Below are 22,749 nucleotides of genomic sequence, written 5' to 3' on the forward strand. Positions count from 1 at the left end.
AGCAATTAGGCGACTTGTGTCCGAACACTTTCGTCGCGGCGCAGATATACCAACAGAAGCGAGATCGCTGCGGGTGTCATGCCTTCCACCTTCAGAGCCTGCGCTATATTCGCGGGCTTCTGGATGTTCAGCTTGTTCTTCAACTCGTTCGAAAGTCCAGACAGGCTACTGTAGTCAAAGTCCATAGGAATCGCTCGCGCCTCATCGCGCCGCTGCGCCTCTATGGCAGCGGCCTGACGATCCATATAAACCGAATAACCCGCCTCAATCTCCAAGGCCTCCGAAACCTTCCGTGAGAAAGCGTGCAAATCCCCCCAGACATGTCCCAAATCCGAGAACGTATACTCGGGATAGGACAGGAGTTCATAGGCGGTTCTGCGCTGGCCATCCAAGTTAATGTTAAGCCCAAACTTTCGGGCCTCATTCGGCGTAACTGACAGAGACTGAAGCAATGCCCTCCCATTCTCCAGTTCGTCCTGGAATGCCGCAAAACGAACACGGCGTTCGGAGGAAACACAACCCAGTTCGATCGCTGCGGGCGTAAGCCGCGCATCGGCATTGTCCGCACGAAGCGTCAATCGATATTCAGCCCGAGACGTGAACATTCGGTACGGTTCCGTAACACCTCTCGACGTCAGGTCGTCTATCATAACGCCGATATACGAGTTTGTACGGCTGAATATGAACGGCTTCGAGTTCCCGCTCGACAATGCCGCGTTAAGGCCCGCGGCAAGGCCTTGGGCGGCTGCTTCTTCATAACCTGTCGTTCCATTGATCTGCCCCGCCAGGAAGAGTCCGGGAAGCTTCTTGACTTCCAACGTGGCCGTCAACTCACGTGGATCGACATGATCATATTCAATCGCGTAGCCCGGGTGCAATATCTCCACGCGCTCCAAGCCTGGAATAGTGCCAATAAACGCGGCCTGCACATCCGCCGGTAGAGATGTTGAAATTCCATTCGGATAAACGGTGTCGTCATCGAGCCCCTCTGGCTCAAGAAAGATCTGGTGCCCGTCTCTCTCGCCAAATTTGACGAGCTTGTCCTCGATCGATGGACAGTAGCGCGGACCGACACCTTCGATCTGACCAGAATACATCGCCGATTTCTGCAGATTGTCGACGATGATCCGATGCGTCGCTTCCGTGGTCCTCGTTACACCGCATTCGACCTGTGCACTTGTAATATGGTCCGTCATGAAGGAGAACGGAATCAATTCATCATCCGCAGCCTGTCGCCCGACTGATTCCCAATCAATCGTCTTTCCGTTCAGTCGTGCTGGAGTCCCAGTTTTAAGGCGTCCCAGTTTCAAACCCAATCGGAGAAAGGTCATCGAAAGTCCCATCGAAGGCGGCTCTCCCGTCCGACCTGCTGGTGTCTTTACGCTTCCTATATGGATGAGCCCCCGAAGGAACGTGCCGGTCGTTATGACAACAGATGGGCTCGCGATGAGCCTCCCGTCCTTCATCATTACGCCAGCGACTCGATTGTCCCTAATGTCTAGATCAAAAGCATCGCCCTCGATCACGTTGAGGTTCTCGATGGCTTCAATGGCATCCAGCATAGCAAGACGATAGAGTTTACGATCGGCCTGTGTCCGTGGACCGCGTACAGCCGCACCCTTCTTCTTGTTCAACATTCGGAACTGGATGCCCGCTGCATCGGCAATACGGCCCATAAGACCGTCCATCGCATCTATCTCGCGGACGAGATGGCCTTTACCGAGGCCGCCGATGGCTGGGTTGCAGGACATTATTCCGATTGTATCGCGTCGATGCGTAATCAAGGCAGTCTTTGCACCCATCCTGGCAGCCGCAGCAGCTGCTTCGGATCCGGCGTGACCGCCTCCGATTACGATAACGTCATAACTGCAGGCGCTCATGCGCTACTCCACAAAAGGTTTCACGTGAAACTCTGCATCTACTGCGATCCGTGTTCCACGTGAATCATTTACCGATACAGAACTCAGAGAAGATGACGCCGAGAAGATCTTCAACATCCACTCGTCCGGTAATACGTCCCAGATAGTCACTTGAGAGCCTCAACGACTCCGCTCTGATCTCCAAACTCTGCTCCGCCTGATCGATCGCCACCGAGAGGGCAGTCAGGCACTTCGCAAGCGAATCCCTGTGGCGCTCCCGTGTTGGAACAGCAAGGGACAACCCCTCGAACTTCTGTTCAATAGAGGAGAAAACGAAGTCCCGAAGTTCCGGAAGACCTTCACCCGTCAATGTCGAAATCTGAAGATCGTAGGAAGCAGCCGAAGGATATAGATCTCGCTTGGTCCCGACAATAACATGCGAAGGTGCGCGTTCCAAGTCGGCGGCGTCTATCGGATTCGATGATCCGATGTCTGCCAGAAAAAGTACGAGATCCGCGTTGGTCAATGCTACCTGCGCTCTCCTGATACCTTCCTGCTCCACGATATCGGCCGTATCCCGCAGGCCGGCAGTGTCATAGAGCCTGACTAGATAGCCGTTCAAATTGATGTCGACATGGAGAATGTCGCGCGTCGTGCCCGCGATTTCGGTGACGATTGCCACGTCTTTCTGCGCGAACCAGTTCATAAGGCTCGACTTCCCGGCGTTTGGTGCGCCCGCAATAACAACCTTGAAGCCGTCTCGAACGATTTCACCCATATCCGCATGCGAAAGATGATTCCGGATCTCTTGGCGAAGTTCTGTGAGGGATATCCAGATTTGATCTGAAATCGAGCCTGGAACGTCGTCTTCATCCGGAAAGTCGAGTTCGGCTTCAATTAGGGCACGAGAACGCGTAATTCGTTCCGCCCACGAATCGTATAGCCGCGACAGTCCTCCCGAACTCTGTTCGAGCGCCAGCCGGCGCTGCATCTCCGTCTCGGCGGCGATAAGATCTGCCAGACCTTCGACTTCGACAAGATCAAGCTTGCCGTTTTCAAAGGCACGGCGGCTGAACTCGCCTTGCAGTGCAAGTCGGGTATCTGGGAACGCCGCCAGCTCCTGGGACAGAGCCGATATAACGGCTCTTGAGCCGTGGATCTGAAATTCTGCTGAATCCTCGCCGGTAAAAGAGGCCGGGCCGCGAAAGAAAAGGATCAGACCGGTATCAATGGGAAAACCGTTCCGAGTCCGAATCGTTCGGTATGACGCCATTCGCGGCGATGGAGTCTCACCAGCCAATGCCTCCAGGATCGCAGTGGTTTGCGGGCCACTGACACGAATGACGGACACGCCTGACGGCGGCGCGCCGCTCGAAAGAGCAAATATGGTATCGTTCCACGCTTCCATGGACCTCGGCCTATCGGTTCGCTTCCGAATCTATCTGAAACAGAAAAGGCTGGCGGTCGTATAAACGACTCACCAGCCTCAATCTGAGGAATCCGGCTAATGATCAGGTATTCATCGAGTCGAAGAAATCACCATTATTCTTCGTCTGTTTCAGCTTGTCGATAAGGAATTCAATCGCATCCGTCGTGCCCATCGGAGCGAGAATACGACGCAGAACGAAGATCTTCTGCAGATCCTGGCGCGGCACGAGCAGGTCTTCCTTACGCGTACCGGACTTGAGAATGTCCATGGCCGGGAAGATACGCTTGTCAGCGACCTTACGGTCGAGGACGATTTCAGAGTTGCCGGTGCCCTTGAACTCTTCAAAGATGACTTCGTCCATGCGGCTGCCGGTATCGATAAGAGCCGTCGCGATGATGGTCAGCGAGCCGCCTTCCTCGATATTGCGGGCCGCGCCGAAGAAGCGCTTCGGGCGCTGCAGCGCGTTGGCGTCGACACCACCCGTCAGAACCTTACCGGACGAAGGAACGACGGTATTGTAAGCGCGGCCGAGACGGGTGATGGAATCGAGCAGGATGACAACGTCGCGGCCGTGTTCCACGAGGCGCTTGGCCTTCTCGATCACCATTTCGGCAACCTGCACGTGCCGAACCGCTGGCTCGTCAAATGTGGAAGAGATAACTTCCCCACGGACCGAACGCTGCATGTCCGTGACTTCTTCCGGGCGTTCGTCGATCAGCAGAACTATCAGATAGCATTCCGGATGGTTCGCTGTAATCGAGTGCGCGATGTTCTGCAGGAGAACCGTTTTACCCGTACGCGGGGGAGCAACGATAAGACCGCGCTGGCCCTTGCCGAGAGGCGCTACGAGATCGATGACGCGCGGCGAGAGATCTTTCGATGTCGGAACATCCAGTTCCATCTTGAACCGCTCGTTCGGATAGAGCGGCGTCAGGTTGTCGAAGTGAACCTTATGACGGATCTTTTCGGGATCGTCGAAATTGATCGTGTTGACCTTGAGAAGTGCGAAATAGCGTTCGCCTTCCTTCGGACCGCGGATAGGACCCTCGACCGTGTCGCCGGTCTTCAGCGAGAAGCGGCGAATCTGGGAGGGCGAGATGTAGATATCGTCCGGGCCGGGCAGGTAGTTAGCATTTGCGGAACGCAGAAACCCGAAACCATCCTGCAGGACTTCAACGACGCCTTCGCCGATGATTTCGATATCCTGGCTGGCAAGAACCTTGAGGATTGCGAACATGAGCTCCTGCTTGCGCATCGTGCTCGCATTCTCGACCTCGAGCGATTCGGCAAAAGCCAGAAGATCCGTCGGGGATTTACTCTTAAGTTCCTGAAGCTTCATTTCAGCCATGAAGTGACCAATACTCTTTATTTTAGAAGGGGAAAGGCGATGTTGGGTCGTATTCGGTACTGCGAAAGGGGCTCGCAGGCGACTGAACTCTACACACATGCCACGAAGATGAGATGCGCGGAAAATAGCGAGTCACAACCCGGCCCGCAAGGGGGCTGCTTAAAATGACTGAAATTTAACCGCAGCCACCTCCGGCCTTAAAATGGCTTTACCACGACGAGGATAACGATGAGGATCATCAGCACTGTCGGAGCCTCGTTCATGAAGCGCCAATAGCGGGCCGAACGGCGGTTTTCGTCACGTTCAAAGGCGCTTACGGCCCTGCTGAAGAAAACATGGACCAGCGTCAGAAGAACCACGAGCCCAATCTTGGCATGCAGCCAGCCGCCCTGGAAACCATACACTGACCAGGCGAGATAAAGGCCGAGAATCCATGTCAGCATCATGGCCGGGTTCATGATGATCCTGAGCAACCGCCGCTCCATCACCTTGAAGGTCTCGGATTGCGCCGAACCGGGCTCAGCATCCGTATGATAGATGAAAAGCCGTGGCATATAAAAAAGCCCCGCCATCCAGGAAATCACCGCGATGATGTGAAGCGCCTTGATCCACAGATAGAGATTATCCGGGTTCCAAGCGAAAAGCCCAACGGCCAGAAGTGCAAAGAAGATCAGCGCAAAATGGGCGCGCCGGCGCGCATAGACACCTGGTCGCTTATCCGTTTGCTTCTCCACTACGCTACCCTCGCGCCACGCACGCGCTCGACAAGACGGCGTACATTCTCCGGATCCGCCTGCGGCGTAATGCCATGACCGAGATTGAAGATCAGCGGTCCGTTCCCGAGCGCCTGAAGAATATCGTCGATACCTTCCTCCAGTGAGCGACCGCCAGCTACGACACGCATTGGATCGAGATTGCCCTGCACTGGTCCGTCCTTCTGCAGCTCGGCCGCAAAGGCAAGCGGCACGGACCAGTCGAGCCCGATCGCATCAGCCCCGGTCTTCTGCCGGTAAGTCTTGAGCAGGTAGCCCGCACCTTTGGCGAAAGCGATGATCCGCGCCTGCGGTCGCCGCGACCTGATTGAAGCGATCATGCGCGCCACCGGACGGATTGCGAAAGCTTCAAATTCCTTCTCGCCGAGAACACCGGCCCAGGAATCGAAGATCTGCACCGCATCAGCACCCGCATCGATCTGGGCCACGAGATAGTCGGCAGAGACATCCGCAAGCAGCATCAGCAAATGCTCGAACGCACGCGGATGCCTATACGCGAACAGACGCGCAGGCGCTTGGTCAGGTGTGCCGCGGCCAGCGATCATATAGGTCGCAACCGTCCAGGGAGCGCCGCAGAAGCCGAGGAGCGTCGTGTCTGAAGACAGCTCATTCCTCAGACGCTTTACCGTCTCCAGCACAGGCTGCAGGTAATCGACGACATGTTCCCCGTCGAGCCCAGCGATGCCTGTCTCATCAATAGGATCCATCTCCGGGCCATGCCCCTCGGTAAAACGCACATTGCGCTTCATCGCATCAGGAATGACGAGGATATCCGAAAACAGGATAGCGGCGTCAAAGCCGTAGCGCCGTATCGGCTGAAGGCTCACTTCGACTGCATGGTCAGGCGAATAACAGAGATCGAGGAAACTTCCTGCCTTCGCGCGCGTTTCTCTGTACTCCGGCAGATAGCGACCTGCCTGTCTCATGAGCCAGAGGGGAGGGGGCGAGAGGGTTTCTCCGTCTAGAACCCGCATAATTTTCCGGCGCGTTTCGCTCAAGCGCTTCTTCCCTATAAAAATCCAAAGATATTTTAAAAGGTTTCTATTTCTTAGAGTCGGTGTCTATCAAGGATTAAAATCCATCCACTGACAGCGCGATTTGTCACGCCCGCGACGCTGACGAGGATCGAAAATGCTGCACCTCTGAAGAAAATGGTGATTGCTTCGAATCCGGCAAAGATTCCAAGGGCTTCCAAGCCTTCACTTTGACCCTCAACTTGTGGACAAGCTGTGCATCATCTCGGAAGGGATGAATATCATCCCCACAGTCCACAAGCGTCTCCGGAGTGACACTCGAAAGTTCCGGATGTGGATAAACGGGCATGTTTTCCCTTGCCTCGATCCCCGCCCCGCCATTAGCTCTTCGCTGTCCAGTCTTTTCAACAGGCAGCGGAAAATAGCGTGGAGAACAGAACGAACTTCTTCCATCTGCATCTGATTTCTGACTCGACCGGGGAGACTCTGATCTCCGCCGGCCGCGCCGCCTCGGCTCAGTTCAAGTCGTCTCAGCCGATCGAGCACGTCTATCCGCTGATCCGAAACCGCAAGCAGCTGATGCCCGTCCTTCAGGCGATCGACAGTGAACCCGGCATTGTTCTCTACACGATCGTCGATCCTGAGCTTGCCAGCATCATTGATGAACGCTGCGCGGAAATGGGCGTTGCCTCCGTCAACGTGCTGGAACCTGTTATCGGCGCGTTCCAGATCTATCTTGGAGCTCCCTCCAGAAGGCGGGTCGGGGCGCAGCACGTCATGAATGCCGGCTACTTCGCGCGCATCGAAGCACTGAATTTCACGATGGATCACGACGACGGCCAGATGCCGGAGGATTATAATGAAGCCGATGTCGTCATCGTCGGCATCAGCCGCACGTCGAAGACGCCGACCAGCATCTATCTCGCAAACCGTGGCATCAAGACTGCGAATATCCCGATCGTCTATGGTGTGCCTTTGCCCGAAGCTTTGGCGACCGCGACAAAACCCTTGATCGTCTGCCTCATCGCAACGACCGACCGGATTTCTCAGGTCCGGGAGAATCGCCTTCTCGGCTCAACGCCCGGTTTCGACCGGGAACATTATACCGACCGTGCCGCAATCTCGGAGGAGCTGAAATATGCGCGCTCCCTTTGTGCTCGTCACAATTGGCCAATGATCGACGTCACCCGGCGCTCGATCGAGGAAACCGCAGCGGCAATCGTTGCCCTGCGCCCAAAGCTGCGTTAAGCGCTGAACGACTGAATCGCTCTCGAGGACCTGGATGACACCGAAGCTCGTTCTCGCATCATCGAGCCCGTTCCGGCAGATGCTGATGAAAAATGCTGGCTTGGCTTTTGAAGCCCATGCCGCTCACATTGACGAACGGGCAATCGAAGCACCTCTGGAAAAATCGGGCGCCACGCCGGACGAGGTGGCACTCGTTCTAGCCGAAGCAAAAGCGGGTGAAGTCAGCCGGCGCTTCGGTGGTGCCCTCGTCATCGGTTCGGACCAGACGATGTCTCTCGGTGCCCAGGTCTTTCACAAGCCGAAGGACATGGCGGATGCCGCCAACCATCTGCGCATGCTAGGCGGCAAAACGCACCGCCTGAACAGTGCAGTCGCCATCGTCAGAGACGGCGAGGTCTTATGGCAGCATGTGGCGCATGCCGAACTGGCGATACGCCCGCTGACTGATGATTTCATTGCGCGCCATTTGAACCGCGTCGGATCAAAGGCGCTGGCAAGCGTCGGCGCCTATCAGCTTGAGGGAGAGGGGATCCAGCTGTTCGAGAAGATCGACGGAGACTACTTCACGATCCTCGGTCTGCCCATGCTGCCCCTCCTTGCAAAACTCCGGGAACTGGATGCGATTGATGGATGATTCACGTGAAACACATGGGCCGAAGGCGTTTGTCACGGGCTTTCCCGTCAAGCACTCGCGCTCACCATTGATCCATGGCTACTGGTTGAAGACCCTCGATCTGCCCGGCAGCTACCGCGCGCATGAGGTCGCACCGGAAACCTTTGCAGATTTTATCGTCTCTTTAAGAACCGGCAGCGCCGGTTTCGTCGGCGGCAATGTCACGATTCCCCATAAGGAGATGGCGTTCAAACTCGCTGACAGGCCGGATGAGCTTTCGGAAGAACTCGGCGCCTCGAATACGCTGTGGCTGGAGGACGGGCAAATACTCGCGACCAATACGGATGGTCGCGGCTTCACCGCCAATCTCGATGAGCGCCATCCGGGATGGGACCGGCATGACCGGGTCGTCATCTTCGGCGCCGGCGGTGCAAGTCGCGCCGTCATCCAAGCGGTCCGCGACCGCGGCTTCAAGGAAATCCATGTCGTCAACCGCACCGTAGAGCGGGCGCAAGAACTGGCCGATCGCTTCGGTTCGAAAGTCCATGCCCACCCGACCGCAGCTCTCGGCGAAGTGATGAAAGGGGCAGGCCTCTTCATCAACACCACCTCTCTCGGCATGGACGGCGAGGCAGCGCCCGCCATCGATTTCTCTCCGATGCTCTTGGACGCAGTCGTTACCGACATCGTTTATGTGCCGCTGAAAACACCGATCCTCGCACAGGCCGATGAACAGGGTTTTGCCGTCGTCGATGGCCTCGGCATGCTCCTGCATCAGGCAGTTCCGGGGTTTGAAAAATGGTTCGGCAGGCGGCCCGTCGTCGATGAAACGCTACGTGCACTGATCATTGCAGATATGGAAAGACACTGATGCTGAAGATCGGCCTCACCGGCTCCATCGGAATGGGCAAGTCGACAACGGCGAAGCTCTTTGCCGAAGCCGGTGTCGCGGTCAACGATTCGGATGCTGTCGTACACGATCTCTATGCCGGCGAGGCAGCACCTTTGGTCAACGCTGCTTTCCCCGGTACAATGAAGAACGGTGTCGTCGACCGTGAGCAACTTGGCCGCCAACTCGCTCGAGATCCAACTGGCTTCAAGCGGCTCGAAGAGATTGTTCATCCCCTGGTGCGCAAGCGGGAGAGTGAATTCCTGGCACGGCAGAAAGAGGTGGGAGCAGATATGGTCGTGCTCGACATCCCCCTGCTTTTTGAAACCGGCGCGGAAAAGAGGGTGGATGTCATTGTCGTTGTCAGCGCCGATCCACAGATTCAGCGGGAGAGGGTGCTTGCGCGACCGAACATGACGGAAGAAAAATTCAATATGATTCTCTCCCGCCAGATGTCGGATGCGGAAAAACGCCGTCGGGCCGACTACATCGTGGATAGCAGCCACGCCATAGAGACGACGAGAGAACAGGTGGCAGATATCGTCGCCGACTTGAAGAAGCGGATAGCGAAGGAAGAAGTCCCGCATGCGTGAGATTATTTTCGATACGGAAACCACCGGCCTCGACAACCGCATGGACCGCATCATCGAAATCGGCGGCATCGAACTCTTCAATCATTTCCCGACAGGAAGGACGCTTCACCTTTTCGTCAATCCGGGTGATCAGAAGGTCCATCCGGATGCGCTCGCCGTTCACGGCATCACAGACGAGTTCCTGAAGGACAAGCCGCCCTTTGCCGATGTCGTCGAGGAGATCCTGGAATTCTTCGGCGACGACGGCAAGTGGATCGCCCACAACGCCACTTTCGACATGGGCTTCGTGAATGCCGAGCTTGCCAGGCTTGGTCAGCCGCCGATCCTGCCGGATCGCGTGATCGACACGCTCTCTCTTGCTCGCCGCAAGCATCCTATGGGACCGAACTCGCTCGACGCTCTCTGCCGCCGGTATGGCATCGACAACTCGCACCGTACCAAACACGGTGCTCTCCTCGACTCCGAACTTCTCGCCGAAGTCTACATAGAAATGATCGGCGGCCGGCAGGCTGCACTGGGGCTCGGCGTCGCAGGATCTGCGAGCCAGAACAAGGACAATGCCGAGGCGGACGAAGTTGTGGTCGCAGCCATCATGGAGAGACCGCGGCCCCTGGCGCCGCGATTGAGCGAAGCGGAAGCCGAGGCCCATCAGGCCCTGATCGCCAAGCTTGGTCAAAAGGCGGTTTGGTCGAAATACGAACAGCTCAACTGAAAATAAAAATGCCCGGACAAAAGCCGGGCATCTGATTTCGAGGGCCTGTAAAGAGGGGCTCAGTTCGGAACGGCCTGAACCTTGGAACGGGCCTGCTCTTCAGCAACACGCTGCGCGAACATCTGCGCGAAGTCGATCGGATCGATCATCAGCGGCGGGAAGCCGCCATTGCGCGTGACGTCGGCAATGATCTGGCGCGCAAACGGGAAGAGCATGCGCGGGCACTCGATGAAGAGAACCGGCAGCATGTGTTCCTGGGGGAAGCCGGCAACGCGGAAGACGCCGCCATAGACGAGCTCGGTGTGGAAGACCGTCTTGTCGCCTTCCTTGGCTTCGGCAATCAGCGAAAGCACGACATCGAAATCCGTGTCGGACAGCGGATTGGCGTTGACGTTCACATTGATGTTGATCGCCGGTGCCTTGTCGCGGGCCTGAAGCGAGCGCGGTGCGCCCGGGTTTTCGAAGGAAAGATCCTTGACGTACTGGGCAAGGATCGAAAGGGTCGGGCTCGTTGCGCCGTTGCTGTTGTTGTCGTCTGCCATGGGCTTTTCCTCGAGGGGCATTGGATGGTGCCGCCATCTAACATTTCGGGGAGGGGCTTACAACCCTGGGCCTCCGGGGCAGTTAACGTGCCTCGGCCCTAGTCGCCGAGCCTTTTTCCGGACCAAGGTGAGTTTTCGTTCGGTTGGCGATGATAGTCCTCTTCATCGAGATCGACCACCTTTGAATCGCTTGGCTTGCCCGGCCGGTTCTCAAAATCCGGACGCGACGATGCGGAGAAGCCTCCGCCGCTGGTGCCGACGACGACGAAACGCTTCGCAATCGACCGCCAGAGCAGGTTGCGAACCTGCGGGATAAGAAGCAGGATCGCCAGAATATCCGAGAGAAAGCCGGGGATGATGAAGAGCAGCGCCGCGATCACGTTCATTGCCGGATTGAGCAATTCCCGTCCGGGCATGGTACCACCACGCCCCTCGGCAGACATGCGGCGCAGGATGCTGATACCTTGCCGGCGCAAGAGGAACGAACCGATGACAAAGCCAAGCAGGACAAGCGCCAGCGTCGCGGCGAGTCCGACTGCGCGGCCGACAATCACGAAGCCGGCGATCTCGGCAAGCGGCAGAAGCAGCGCGAAAACCGGCAGCATGGAAAAACGCATCTCTTTATCCCGAGTGGCCCGGGCTCCTCTTGGCACTGGCAAAGATAACAGCCATGATTTGAATCATTCGTATAGCCGGACTATATGGGGCTAGAAATCAGGGATGTTAACAGCGAACGGCGGGATATGAGTTCAAACGACTTCATCACATTATTTTTCTTGGTGGCGGCGGTGCTGATTTTCTTTCAGCTTCGGTCCGTTCTTGGACGCCGCACCGGAAATGAGAAGCCGCCGCGTGATCTCTATACGCCACGGGATGCTGTGCAAAACGATAGCGCCGATGCCGGCAAGGTCGTAACCCTGCCGCGGCGCGATGTGAACGGAGAAGAGGAAGATCGCTTTTCCGCCATCGACGCCTTCGCGCCGGCAGGCACGCCGCTGAACGAATCGCTGCGCGCGCTCAACAGAGCCGATGCCTCCTTCGACCCGAAGGAATTCTTGAACGGCGCCCGGATGGCCTACGAGATGATTGTCATGGCCTTTGCCGATGGCGATCGCAAAACGCTGAAGAATCTTCTCTCCCGGGAAGTCTATGACGGCTTCGACGCGGCGATCAGCGATCGCGAAAGCAAGGGCGAGAAGATGAAGTCCACTTTCGTGGGCATCGACAAGGCCGAGATCACCCATGCCGAGACCAAGGGCAGCGAGGCGCAAATCACTGTGCGCATCATCAGCCAGCTGATCTCAGCGACTTACGACAAGAGCGATGTGTTGATCGATGGCGATGCCGAAAATGTCGCCGAGGTCAACGATCTCTGGACCTTCGCTCGCGATACGCGATCGCGTGACCCCAACTGGAAACTCGTCGCGACCGAATCGGAACATGAGTGACGCAGCCGGCTTTACCCTTCAGGCAGTCAGTTTCGACGCATTGAAAGGCTGGAGGGATGACGATCCCTCCAGCCTTTTTGAAGTCATGGCTGCCTGTCGCCGCCATATTTCCGAAACGAAACACTATCGTAGCGGGTCGCTGGGGCTGAGTTCAGCAGACCTCCTTCCATTGCTGGAGGAAGCAGAGGCGTTTCGTCCGTCTTCGGCCGACGAAGCGCGCGCCTTTTTCGAGAAGCACTGTCAGCCGTTTCGGATTGTCCGGGCCGACGGTGCTAGCGGTTTCGTCACCGCCTTCTACGAACCCGAAATCGAAGTTTCCGACAGACGGGACGCGACCTACCGGTTTCCGATCTACCGGCGACCGGACGATCTTGTCGACCTCGACGATCAAAATCGTCCTGGCAATCTCGATAGTTCCTACGCATTCGGGCGTGTGCGTGACGGACTGATCGATGCCTATCCGGATCGCCGCGACATCGATCAGGGCTATCTCGAAGGCCGTGGTCTCGAGATCGCCTGGGTAAAATCGGAGGTCGATCTTTTCTTTGTCCATGTGCAGGGCGCTGCCCGGCTACGCTATCCGGATGGCAGACTTGGCCGCATCACCTACGCCGCAAAAGCCGGTCATCCGTTTTCGGCGATCGGCAAGCTGCTGATCGACCGCGGCGAGATCGACCGCGCGAAAATTTCGATGCAGGCGATCCGTGCGTGGCTTGCCGCTCATCCGGACCAGATCGACGAAGTCCTCTGGCATAACCGGTCCTATATTTTCTTTCGAGAAACAGCGGTTGACAATGTAAATGCAGGGCCGATCGCCGCAGCGAAAGTGCCGCTTCCCGCAGGGCGTTCGCTCGCCGTCGACCGCCTGATCCATACATTCGGTTTTCCATTTTTCATCCGCTCCGAAACCCTGACACACCTTGATGCCGGCAAGCCGTTTCAACGGCTGATGCTGGCGCTGGACACCGGTTCGGCAATTGTCGGTCCCGCGCGCGGAGATATTTTCACTGGTTCGGGCTATGATGCAGGAGAGTTGGCGGGAACGGTACGCAACGATGCCGATTTCGCAATTCTCATCCCCAATGCCGCTGCAGCGAGGTTCCTCTGATGGCGAAGGACCGCAAGCTCAGTGCAGACGAGAGGATCCTCTGGGGGAAGGTCGCCCGCAGTACCCGGCCTATGCCCGGCAAGACGAATGAATTGACTGCCCTCGATGCCTTCTTGGCGGAGGCTGAGGCGGCCGCCGAACAGGAAAAAGTAGAAAAGCAGAGGGCGGCCACACCGCTCCCGCAGCAAGCAGCAGCCCAGATACCCGCAAAACAGCCCTCGGGCGTCCACCATCCGCTGGAGCGTCCGGTCAAGCGCAAGATTGCCAAGGGTAAGCTGGCGCTGGAAGCACGGATCGATCTTCATGGCATGGTCCAGAGTGAGGCGCATTCATTTCTGCTCGATTTCCTGATCCGCGCGCATGAACGCGGCATGCGGCATGTCCTGGTCATCACTGGAAAAGGCAGTTCAATGGGCAGCGAAGGCGCCTTGAAGCGTGCAGTGCCGCTCTGGTTTTCCAAGCCGGAATTTCGGTTTCTGATTTCGTCATATGAACCTGCGGCCCAACATCATGGTGGGGCGGGTGCCCTCTATATCCGCCTCTCGCGGCGGGCCGGGGAAACGTTGTGACGCCGTTTGCCGAAGCAGTCCGAAAGCTGCGCGCCCGCAAGGGAGTCACGCAGAAAGAGATGGCTGCGGCGCTCAATGTCTCGCCCGCCTATCTCTCGGCGCTCGAGCACGGAAAGCGCGGTGTGCCGAGCTTCGATCTGCTGCAGCGCATCGCAGGCTACTTCAACATCATTTGGGATGAGGCCGAGGAACTCTTCCTCGTTGCCGGCTCTTCCGATCCGCGTGTGGTGGTCGATACCTCGGGCCTGCCGCCCGAATATACCGAATTTGCCAATCGTCTGGCCAAGCGAATCCGCAGCCTTGACAGCGGCGATATCGCCCGGTTATCGGCGCTTCTTGAAAATGGCGGCAAAGTGGACGGAAAAGCGTCATAATCCCCTGATTTATGCCTTGTTTTAGGGCCTTGCCATTGGGAACTCGCTGCAAAAAACCTATATTCGACATTGAAAAAGCCGGTGATTCGCAAGGCGCGCCGTTGCTGACGACAACAGGGAAAATCTCGACAGAATGACCGATGCACCCGCGACGGAAAACGGCGTAAACACCGAATATGGCGCAGATTCCATCAAGGTCCTGAAGGGCCTCGATGCCGTGCGCAAACGCCCCGGCATGTATATCGGCGATACCGACGACGGCTCGGGCCTCCACCACATGGTCTATGAAGTCGTCGATAACGCGATCGATGAAGCGCTGGCCGGCCATGCCGATATCGTCACCGTTTCGCTCAACCCGGATGGCTCTGTAACCGTGACGGACAACGGCCGCGGCATTCCGACCGATATTCACAGCGGCGAAGGCGTATCGGCAGCCGAAGTCATCATGACCCAGCTCCACGCCGGCGGTAAATTCGACCAGAATTCCTACAAGGTTTCCGGTGGTCTGCATGGTGTGGGCGTTTCGGTCGTCAACGCACTCTCCGTCTGGCTGAAACTAAAAATCCGTCGCCAGGGCAAGGTTCATGAGATGAGCTTCACCCACGGCGTAGCGGATGCTCCGTTGAAGGTGACGGGCGAAGCGGGCAACGAGACCGGCACGGAAGTCAGCTTCATGCCGAGCAGCGGAACCTTCACGATGACGGAGTTCGACTACGGCACGCTCGAGCACCGCCTGCGGGAACTCGCCTTCCTCAATTCCGGCGTCCGCATTCTGCTGACGGATAAGCGTCACTCCGACATCAAGCAGGAAGAGATGGTCTATGACGGAGGTCTCGAAGCCTTTGTTTCCTATCTCGACCGTGCCAAGAAGCCGCTTGTCGAAAAGCCCGTCGCGATCCGCGGCGAGAAGGATGGCATCACCGTCGAAGTGGCCATGTGGTGGAACGACAGCTATCACGAGAACGTGCTTTGCTTCACCAACAACATCCCTCAGCGCGATGGCGGCACGCATATGGCCGGCTTCCGTGCCGCATTGACACGTCAGGTCGTTTCCTATGCCGATAATTCCGGCATTACGAAAAAGGAAAAGGTGACGCTGCAGGGCGAAGATTGTCGCGAAGGTCTAACCGCAGTCCTGTCGGTTAAGGTACCGGATCCAAAATTCTCATCGCAGACGAAAGACAAACTTGTTTCGTCGGAAGTTCGCCCTGTCGTAGAAAGCCTCGTCAATGAGGCCTTGAATACGTGGTTCGAGGAACATCCGAGCGAAGCCAAGATTCTCGTCGGCAAGGTCGTTGAAGCCGCTGCCGCCCGTGAAGCCGCCCGCAGGGCACGCGAACTGACGCGCCGCAAGGGTGCGCTCGATATCGCCTCGCTGCCCGGCAAGCTTGCCGACTGCTCGGAACGTGATCCGGCCAAGTCGGAAGTCTTCCTCGTCGAGGGTGACTCCGCAGGCGGTTCTGCAAAGCAGGGGCGCTCGCGCGAAAATCAGGCGATCCTGCCGCTGCGCGGCAAGATCCTGAATGTCGAGCGTGCCCGCTTCGATAAGATGCTCTCCAGCCAGGAAATCGGTACGCTGATCACTGCGCTCGGCACTGGTATCGGCAAGGACGAGTTCAATGCCGAGAAGCTGCGCTACCACAAGATCATTATTATGACGGATGCCGACGTCGACGGCGCCCACATCCGTACGCTGTTGCTCACCTTCTTCTTCCGGCAGATGCCGGAACTGATCGAGCGCGGTCATCTCTATATCGCCCAGCCACCGCTCTATAAGGTCTCGCGCGGCAAGTCGGTCCAGTACGTCAAGAACGAAAAAGCGCTGGAAGATTATCTGATCGGCCAGGGCCTGGAAGATGCGGCGTTGAAGCTCGCCAGCGGCGAAGTCCGTGTCGGCCAGGATCTGAATGAGGTCATTCACGATGCCCTGCGCCTGCGTGCGCTGCTCGACAACCTGCATTCGCGCTACAATCGTGCGGTCGTCGAACAGGCGGCCATCGCCGGCGCGCTCAATGCCGAAACCGTCAGCAATGCCGGGCGCGCCCAGGAATTGGCGAGTGAAGTCGCCAAGCGGCTCGATATCATCGCCGAGGAAACCGAACGCGGCTGGGAAGGCAACCTCACCAGCGAGGGCGGCATTCGCCTGGAACGCATGGTTCGTGGCGTCAAGGAAGTCGTTGTGCTCGACATGGCGCTGATCGGCTCGCAGGATGCCCGTCTTATCGATCAGCTGACGCCACGCATGAAGGAAATCTATCAGACGCCACCGGTACTGAGCCGGCGTGACGGCGATGTCGAAATTTCCGGTCCGCGCGCTCTTCTCGATGCGATTTTTGCAAGCGGCCGCAAGGGACTGACGATGCAGCGCTACAAGGGTCTCGGTGAAATGAATGCCGAGCAGCTCTGGGAAACGACGCTCGATCCGAACGTTCGCTCGCTGTTGCAGGTCAAGGTCGCCGATGCGACTGATGCCGACGGTCTCTTTGCCCGCCTGATGGGCGATGAAGTCGAACCGCGCCGCGAATTCATCCAGGACAATGCGCTGAGCGTTGCAAACCTAGATATCTGACCCGAAACTGGTCACGAAAAAGCCCCGCAACCATCAGCTTGCGGGGCTTTTTATTTGGCGATCAATCGTTGCCGATGAAATGGCCGTTGAAGACGACCTCCGAGAGCGGCTTGCGCTGGCTCGGAAATTCGCGTTCGCGGTTACGCTCGGAAAGGGTGTTCTTATCGGCGATGCGACCGACGGCAATGCCCGCTTCGACGCGGTAACCATCGGGAACGCCAAGCTTTTCCTTGATCTCGTCATGCTTGATGCCGCCCATGCCATGGGCATAGAAGCCGGAAATGCGGGCCTGCATGGCAAGGTGGCCCCAAGCTGTGCCGGCATCGAAAGAGTGCGTATAGCTTGACCGCCCCTCGCTGCGAGCGCCGTTGAAACTGCGCGAAACCACAAAGATCAGCGCCGAAGCGTTCTTCGCCCATTCCTGGTTGGATTCGACGAGCAGGCTCACGAACTCTTCCCAATGCTCCGAGCCCTTCAATGCGTAAAGGAACCGCCAGGGCTGCATATTCGCGGAGGATGGTGCCCAGTGCGCGGCGTCGAGCAGTGTCAGAAGCTGGGTTTCTTCGATAGTCTCACCGGTAAAGGCGCGTGGTGACCAACGCTCGAGAAACATCGGGTCGATTGGATATTCGGATTGGCGGCTATTGGCTTTCGTCATGCTGGCTTCCGGAAGTTGGCGATGGAGGGAGGATTCCATTGCGGATATCGCTCAAGTGATATTTCCGTAGTCGCTTGCTTGGCAAGCAAAGTTTGATCGCGGCCAGTGCACAATCTGTTTCCAGAAATTGATCTTACGCGCGCGAAGAACTGCCGGTAAAGCAGCATCAATCCGATCAATCAGGAGATACGGGATGCTGGTGAATGGGAAATGGACCGAGGATTGGCAACCGGTCCAGGCCAAAGATGAGAAGGGTGGTTTCGTCCGCCAGATATCGAGCTTCCGTAACTGGGTGACGCCTGACGGCAGCGCTGGCCCGACAGGTGAGGGTGGTTTTGTCGCTGAAGCTGGCCGCTATCATCTCTATGTGGCCTATATCTGCCCCTGGGCTTCGCGCACGCTGATCGGCCTCAAGCTTAGGGGCCTGGAGGACGTCATCTCGGTTTCGATCGTCGAGCCGACACTCAGCAAGCAGGGCTGGCGTTTCGGCGATTATCCCGGTGCTACCGCCGATGACCTGAACGGCGCCGCCTACATGCATGAGATCTACACGAAAGCGGATTCCGGTTTTACCGGGCGCGCGACGGTGCCGGTTCTCTGGGACAAGCAGCGCAGCACCATCGTCAATAACGAATCCTCCGATATTCTGCGCATGTTGAACAGCGGTTTTGGTGATCTTGCCCGTGGTGACATCGATCTCTATCCGGCCGCTAAGCGTAACGAAATCGATGCCTTCAACGAGCGCATCTATCCCTCCCTGAACAACGGTGTTTATCGTACCGGCTTTGCGACGACCCAGATCGCCTATGAAGAGGCTTTTGCCGAGGTTTTCGCTTGCCTCGACTGGATTGAACCTCAGTTCGAAGGACGCAACTTTCTCTTTGCCGAGCATCCGACGGAGGCCGACATCCGCCTGTTCGTCACGCTGGTGCGTTTCGACGTCGCCTACCACGGTCTCTTCAAGTGCAACCTGCGGCGCCTGTCGGATTACGCCAATCTTCGGGCTTTCTGCCGCCGGATGCTGGATTGGCCCGGCATTGCCGAGACCGTGAATTTCGATCACATCAAGCGCGGCTATTATTCGATCGAGAGCCTCAATCCCACGCGGATCGTCCCGATGGGGCCGAAGCTCGCCGAAATTTTCTAGATAGGCGTACCGCTTCCGCGCAAAGTCATAATGACACCGATGAATAATTCGTTCATAGGTGGCGCACCCCGCTTTCCATGAGGAGGATATTCATGAAGCTGATGCGCGTTGGAGAAGCGGGCCGCGAAAAGCCGGCCCTGCTTGATGCCGATGGCAAGATCCGCGATCTTTCTGCCCATGTCGCCGATATCGGCGGCGAGGCGATCACGCCGGCAGGTCTTGCAAAGATCGCCGCCCTTGATCCGAAGAGCCTGCCGGAACTGTCACCCGGCCGTATCGGCGCCTGCGTTGCCGGCACCGGCAAATTCATCTGCATCGGCCTGAACTACTCAGACCATGCGGCTGAGACCGGCGCGACTGTGCCCCCCGAGCCCGTCATCTTCATGAAGGCAACCTCGGCGATCGTCGGCCCGAACGACAATGTCCAGATCCCGCGCGGTTCCGAAAAGACCGACTGGGAAGTCGAGCTTGGTGTCGTTATCGGCAAGACCGCCAAGTATGTGAGCGAAGCCGAGGCTCTGGATTATGTCGCCGGCTACTGCGTCTCCAACGACGTCTCCGAGCGCGCCTTCCAGACCGAGCGTTCCGGCCAGTGGACCAAGGGCAAGTCCTGCGACACCTTTGGGCCGATCGGCCCCTGGCTCGTCACCAAGGATGAGGTCGGGAACCCGCAGGACCTCGGCATGTGGCTCAAGGTCAACGGGCAGACGATGCAGGACGGCTCCACCAAGACCATGGTCTACGGCGTCGCTTTCGTCGTGTCCTATCTCAGCCAGTTCATGTCTCTGCAGCCGGGCGATGTTATCTCGACCGGCACGCCTCCGGGTGTCGGCATGGGCATGAAACCCCCGCGTTTCCTGAAGGACGGCGACGTTGTCGAACTCGGTATCGACGGCCTCGGCACTCAGAAGCAGCTCTTCGTAGCGGATCGTTAACTGTTTTTCCGGCTGAAAAGCTTAAACTTTGTGCACCAAGATAATGCCGGGGATCAATTTCCCGGCATTTTTCTTTCGGACTCTAATGTTATGTTGCTGTGCAACAAAAACCTGTTAGCCTACGTTGATGTGCCAGCGTTAACGGAAAGAGTCCGGTGCCCTTCAATCGGCGCCGTCTTTGCCGGATAGAGAAAGGTGGCGCCCTCCATGTTCTACCAGCTTTATGAATTAAACCATGCGGCGTTGGCTCCCTTCCGCGCTGCAGCCGATATGATGCGTTTTGCCTATGCCAATCCGCTGAACCCCTTCTCGCAGACACCGCTCGGCCGCACCATTTCGGCCAGCCTCGAAATGTTTGAGCGCACGACGCGCCGTTACGGCAAGCCGGAATTTGGGCTCAATGAGACCGTCATCGACGGCAAGAAGGTTGCGGTTCGCGAGGAAGTGGTCTGGACGCGCTCCTTCTGCAGTCTCCTGCATTTCTCTCGCGATGTACCGGCCGGCCATAGCGGCGACCCGCGCATCCTCATCGTAGCACCGATGTCCGGCCACTATGCGACGCTGCTGCGCGGCACCGTCGAAGCGCTTTTGCCGAGTGCTGATATCTATATTACCGACTGGGTCGATGCCCGAATGGTGCCTATGACGGAAGGTACTTTCGATCTTTCCGATTACATCGATTACGTCATCGAGATGCTGCATTTCCTTGGCCATGACACACATGTTATCGCCGTCTGTCAGCCCTCGGTGCCGGTCCTCGCAGCTGCTGCGATCATGGAAGAGGCCAAGGATCCGCTCGCTCCGTCATCGATGACGCTGATGGGTGGCCCGATCGATACCCGTATCAATCCGACGGCCGTCAACAAGCTTGCCAAGGAGCGCCCGCTCGAATGGTTTGCCGACAATGTCGTCATGAACGTGCCCTGGCCGCAGCCGGGCTTCATGCGCCCCGTCTATCCGGGTTTCCTGCAGCTTTCCGGCTTTATGTCGATGAACCTCGATCGCCACCTGATCGCCCACAAGGAATTCTTCATGCATCTCGTGAAGAACGACGGCGAGCCGGAAAAGCATCGCGATTTCTACGATGAATATTTGGCCGTCATGGATCTGACCGCGGAATTCTACCTCCAGACGGTCGATCAGGTCTTCATGAAACACGCGCTGCCGAAGGGCGAGCTGATGCATCGCGGCAAGCGGGTCGATCCCTCGGCAATCCGTAACGTCGCTCTGCTGACCGTAGAGGGCGAAAACGACGATATCTCCGGTGTCGGCCAGACGCATGCAGCCCAGACCATCTGCGTGAACATCCCTGAGCACATGCGCATGCATTACCTGCAGCCGGATGTCGGCCACTATGGCGTCTTCAATGGTTCCCGCTTCCGCCGCGAGATCGCGCCGCGCATCGTCAGCTTCACGCGCCAGCATTCCCGCGCCAAGAAGCCGCCGGTCCAGCGCGTCATCAAGGGCGGCAAATCGGCATGAGTTAGAAAACGCTGATTTAATGCCATCGATTCAAGGCTTTGCTCGATTTAACCTGATATCGTCTTGAAGGCCGGTTCAGCGGTAACCATCTGTTTTTTCAGCACTCGGCATCCTGTCGGGTGCTGAACGCGAGGATACCGCACGATGAACCAGTCAGCATTGCTTCGCCCGGATTGGACTCCGGCTACCGTTGCCTTGATGATCCTCGGCTTCATGGTTTTCTGGCCTCTGGGGCTGGCCATGCTTGCCTATATCATCTTCGGCGAGCGGCTGCGTGGCTTCAAGCGTGACGTCAACCAGGCAACGGATGGCTTCTTTGCAGGCTGCCGCCGTTCGCATGGCCGTCACCGCCCGCATTTCTCGACAGGCAACGTCGCCTTCGACGATTGGCGCAAGGCCGAACTCGATCGCATCGAGGAGGAGCGCCGCAAGCTAGATGAAATGCGTGAGGAATTCGATTCCTACCTGCGCGAGCTTCGCCGCGCCAAGGATCAGGAAGAGTTCGACCGATTCATGCGCGATCGCAAGAACGGTCGACGCGACGACAATGGTCCGGTCGCCGAATACCAGACGCCGTAAGCAGATCACAGAAAATCTACGGCCGGCATCGCTTCCGATGCCGGTTTTTCTTTGCCCGGATTTCTGCCGAATCGTATAGAAAACTCCTATGTTTCCGCTCCCGAAGATCCGCCGTGCGACGAAAAAACCGGCCCCGCCCGAAAAGCGGACGCTGGATGTCGCCGGCCGCCTCATGCCCTTGACGATCAAGCAGCATGATCGGGCGACCCGGATCACCCTTCGTATCGAGCCAGGCGGCCGTGCACTGAAGATGACGGTTCCGAAAGGGCTTGCCGCCCGCGAAGTCAACGCCTTCCTTGATCGGCATCAGGGCTGGCTGCTGACCAAGCTTGCGAAATTCTCGACAGATACGGGCCTGCGCGATGGCGGCGAAATTCTCTTTCGCGGCATCAGACATCGCATCGAGCACACCGGCAGCCTGCGTGGGCTGACTGAGGCTATCGTGCTGGACGGCAAACCGGTGCTTCGCGTCAGCGGCATGCCGGAACATATCGGCCGCCGCATCGCGACCTTCCTCAAGAAGGAGGCGCGCAGCGATCTCGAGAGACTGTCGCGCCTGCATGCCGGCTCCATCAAGGCACCGATCCGCTCGATTTCCATGAAGGATACCCGCAGCCGCTGGGGCTCCTGCTCCTCGGAAGGAAACCTGAGCTTCTCCTGGCGCATCGTCATGGCACCACCTTCGGTGATCGATTACCTCGCCGCCCATGAGGTTGCACATTTGAAGGAAATGAACCACGGCCCGCACTTCTGGGCGCTCTGCAAGAAGCTTTGCCCACACATGGAAGAGGCGAAATCCTGGCTGAAGCGTCATGGCAGTCAATTGCACGCGATAGAGTTCGAATAAGCGCTCCCGTTAAATACGGCCGGCATTGCAAATTGGCTCGACTCTTCGCTCGT

The 22,749-nt window shown here is 57.6% G+C and carries 23 protein-coding genes; 15 read left to right on the forward strand and 8 right to left on the reverse strand.

Features of this window, described 5'->3' with window-relative positions; all coding sequences use genetic code 11:
• Nucleotides 1–5: 5 nt before the first annotated feature.
• The 5 genes from mnmG to hemE all read right to left on the reverse strand — a co-directional run bounded on the left by mnmG (nt 6) and on the right by hemE (nt 6,407).
• On the reverse strand, nt 6–1,880 hold the full coding sequence (mnmG, locus tag FHT93_RS23720; RefSeq protein WP_183849698.1) for a tRNA uridine-5-carboxymethylaminomethyl(34) synthesis enzyme MnmG: 1,875 nt from the start codon (nt 1,878–1,880) through the stop codon (nt 6–8).
• A gap of 64 nt (nt 1,881–1,944) precedes the next feature.
• A complete protein-coding gene (mnmE, locus tag FHT93_RS23725; RefSeq protein ID WP_183849700.1) occupies nt 1,945–3,267 on the reverse strand; it encodes a tRNA uridine-5-carboxymethylaminomethyl(34) synthesis GTPase MnmE in 1,323 nt (440 codons plus the stop codon).
• Between the two features lie 103 nt (nt 3,268–3,370).
• Nucleotides 3,371–4,636: a transcription termination factor Rho gene (gene rho, locus FHT93_RS23730; RefSeq protein WP_029868909.1), complete on the reverse strand. Its 1,266-nt coding sequence runs from the start codon at nt 4,634–4,636 to the stop codon at nt 3,371–3,373.
• A 197-nt stretch (nt 4,637–4,833) separates the two neighbouring features.
• Nucleotides 4,834–5,370, reverse strand: coding sequence for a protoporphyrinogen oxidase HemJ (gene hemJ, locus FHT93_RS23735; RefSeq protein ID WP_029868908.1), 537 nt, complete (start codon nt 5,368–5,370; stop codon nt 4,834–4,836).
• A complete protein-coding gene (hemE, locus tag FHT93_RS23740) occupies nt 5,370–6,407 on the reverse strand; it encodes a uroporphyrinogen decarboxylase (RefSeq protein ID WP_183849702.1) in 1,038 nt (345 codons plus the stop codon). Before hemE ends, hemJ begins: the two co-directional genes overlap by 1 nt.
• A gap of 402 nt (nt 6,408–6,809) precedes the next feature.
• Between hemE and FHT93_RS23745 the strand changes: the two genes are divergently transcribed.
• From FHT93_RS23745 to dnaQ, 5 genes are read left to right on the forward strand one after another with little or no spacing between them, the layout of a single operon-like run.
• Entirely contained in the window at nt 6,810–7,631 is an 822-nt protein-coding gene (locus FHT93_RS23745) for a pyruvate, water dikinase regulatory protein (protein WP_112970674.1), read from the forward strand.
• 34 nt (nt 7,632–7,665) lie between these two features.
• Complete coding sequence (locus FHT93_RS23750; protein ID WP_113013461.1) at nt 7,666–8,265, forward strand: Maf-like protein; 600 nt, start codon at nt 7,666–7,668, stop codon at nt 8,263–8,265.
• Nucleotides 8,258–9,115, forward strand: a complete 858-nt coding sequence (locus FHT93_RS23755; RefSeq protein WP_183849704.1) for a shikimate dehydrogenase — start codon at nt 8,258–8,260, stop codon at nt 9,113–9,115. Before FHT93_RS23750 ends, FHT93_RS23755 begins: the two co-directional genes overlap by 8 nt.
• Entirely contained in the window at nt 9,115–9,726 is a 612-nt protein-coding gene (coaE, locus tag FHT93_RS23760; RefSeq protein ID WP_113204244.1) for a dephospho-CoA kinase, read from the forward strand. The genes FHT93_RS23755 and coaE overlap by 1 nt, the downstream gene beginning before the upstream one ends.
• Nucleotides 9,719–10,438, forward strand: a complete 720-nt coding sequence (gene dnaQ / locus FHT93_RS23765; protein ID WP_113013464.1) for a DNA polymerase III subunit epsilon — start codon at nt 9,719–9,721, stop codon at nt 10,436–10,438. The genes coaE and dnaQ overlap by 8 nt, the downstream gene beginning before the upstream one ends.
• 59 nt (nt 10,439–10,497) lie before the next feature.
• Here the strand turns inward: dnaQ and secB are convergent, their stop codons facing one another.
• Both secB and FHT93_RS23775 read right to left on the reverse strand, forming a co-directional pair.
• Entirely contained in the window at nt 10,498–10,980 is a 483-nt protein-coding gene (gene secB / locus FHT93_RS23770) for a protein-export chaperone SecB (RefSeq protein ID WP_112544967.1), read from the reverse strand.
• Between the two features lie 98 nt (nt 10,981–11,078).
• On the reverse strand, nt 11,079–11,597 hold the full coding sequence (locus tag FHT93_RS23775) for an FxsA family protein (protein ID WP_112970669.1): 519 nt from the start codon (nt 11,595–11,597) through the stop codon (nt 11,079–11,081).
• A gap of 126 nt (nt 11,598–11,723) precedes the next feature.
• On the opposite strand from FHT93_RS23775, the gene FHT93_RS23780 reads away from it, so the two are divergent.
• From FHT93_RS23780 to gyrB, 5 genes are all read left to right on the forward strand, one after another.
• Nucleotides 11,724–12,428, forward strand: coding sequence for a Tim44/TimA family putative adaptor protein (locus FHT93_RS23780; protein WP_113013465.1), 705 nt, complete (start codon nt 11,724–11,726; stop codon nt 12,426–12,428).
• Entirely contained in the window at nt 12,421–13,536 is a 1,116-nt protein-coding gene (locus tag FHT93_RS23785) for a murein transglycosylase A (protein WP_113013466.1), read from the forward strand. The genes FHT93_RS23780 and FHT93_RS23785 overlap by 8 nt, the downstream gene beginning before the upstream one ends.
• Nucleotides 13,536–14,105, forward strand: a complete 570-nt coding sequence (locus tag FHT93_RS23790; RefSeq protein WP_112544971.1) for a Smr/MutS family protein — start codon at nt 13,536–13,538, stop codon at nt 14,103–14,105. Before FHT93_RS23785 ends, FHT93_RS23790 begins: the two co-directional genes overlap by 1 nt.
• A complete protein-coding gene (locus FHT93_RS23795) occupies nt 14,102–14,479 on the forward strand; it encodes a helix-turn-helix domain-containing protein (protein ID WP_112544972.1) in 378 nt (125 codons plus the stop codon). Before FHT93_RS23790 ends, FHT93_RS23795 begins: the two co-directional genes overlap by 4 nt.
• 133 nt (nt 14,480–14,612) lie before the next feature.
• Nucleotides 14,613–17,048, forward strand: coding sequence for a DNA topoisomerase (ATP-hydrolyzing) subunit B (gene gyrB, locus FHT93_RS23800; protein WP_113013467.1), 2,436 nt, complete (start codon nt 14,613–14,615; stop codon nt 17,046–17,048).
• Between the two features lie 61 nt (nt 17,049–17,109).
• On the opposite strand, the gene FHT93_RS23805 is transcribed toward gyrB, so the two are convergent.
• Entirely contained in the window at nt 17,110–17,706 is a 597-nt protein-coding gene (locus FHT93_RS23805) for a nitroreductase family protein (protein ID WP_113013516.1), read from the reverse strand.
• Nucleotides 17,707–17,899: 193 nt separating this feature from the next.
• Here FHT93_RS23805 and FHT93_RS23810 point away from each other — a divergent pair, with 193 nt between their 5' ends.
• From FHT93_RS23810 to FHT93_RS23830, 5 genes are all read left to right on the forward strand, one after another.
• A complete protein-coding gene (locus FHT93_RS23810) occupies nt 17,900–18,853 on the forward strand; it encodes a glutathione S-transferase family protein (RefSeq protein WP_113013468.1) in 954 nt (317 codons plus the stop codon).
• Between the two features lie 92 nt (nt 18,854–18,945).
• On the forward strand, nt 18,946–19,788 hold the full coding sequence (locus FHT93_RS23815) for a fumarylacetoacetate hydrolase family protein (protein WP_112544976.1): 843 nt from the start codon (nt 18,946–18,948) through the stop codon (nt 19,786–19,788).
• 207 nt (nt 19,789–19,995) lie between these two features.
• Entirely contained in the window at nt 19,996–21,270 is a 1,275-nt protein-coding gene (gene phaZ, locus FHT93_RS23820) for a polyhydroxyalkanoate depolymerase (RefSeq protein ID WP_112970664.1), read from the forward strand.
• Nucleotides 21,271–21,414: 144 nt separating this feature from the next.
• On the forward strand, nt 21,415–21,849 hold the full coding sequence (locus FHT93_RS23825; RefSeq protein ID WP_112544978.1) for a DUF2852 domain-containing protein: 435 nt from the start codon (nt 21,415–21,417) through the stop codon (nt 21,847–21,849).
• An 88-nt stretch (nt 21,850–21,937) separates the two neighbouring features.
• Entirely contained in the window at nt 21,938–22,696 is a 759-nt protein-coding gene (locus FHT93_RS23830; protein WP_113013469.1) for a SprT family zinc-dependent metalloprotease, read from the forward strand.
• Nucleotides 22,697–22,749: the final 53 nt, after the last annotated feature.

It is taken from the genome of Rhizobium sp. BK379 (genome assembly GCF_014193955.1).
Lineage (GTDB): Bacteria > Pseudomonadota > Alphaproteobacteria > Rhizobiales > Rhizobiaceae > Rhizobium.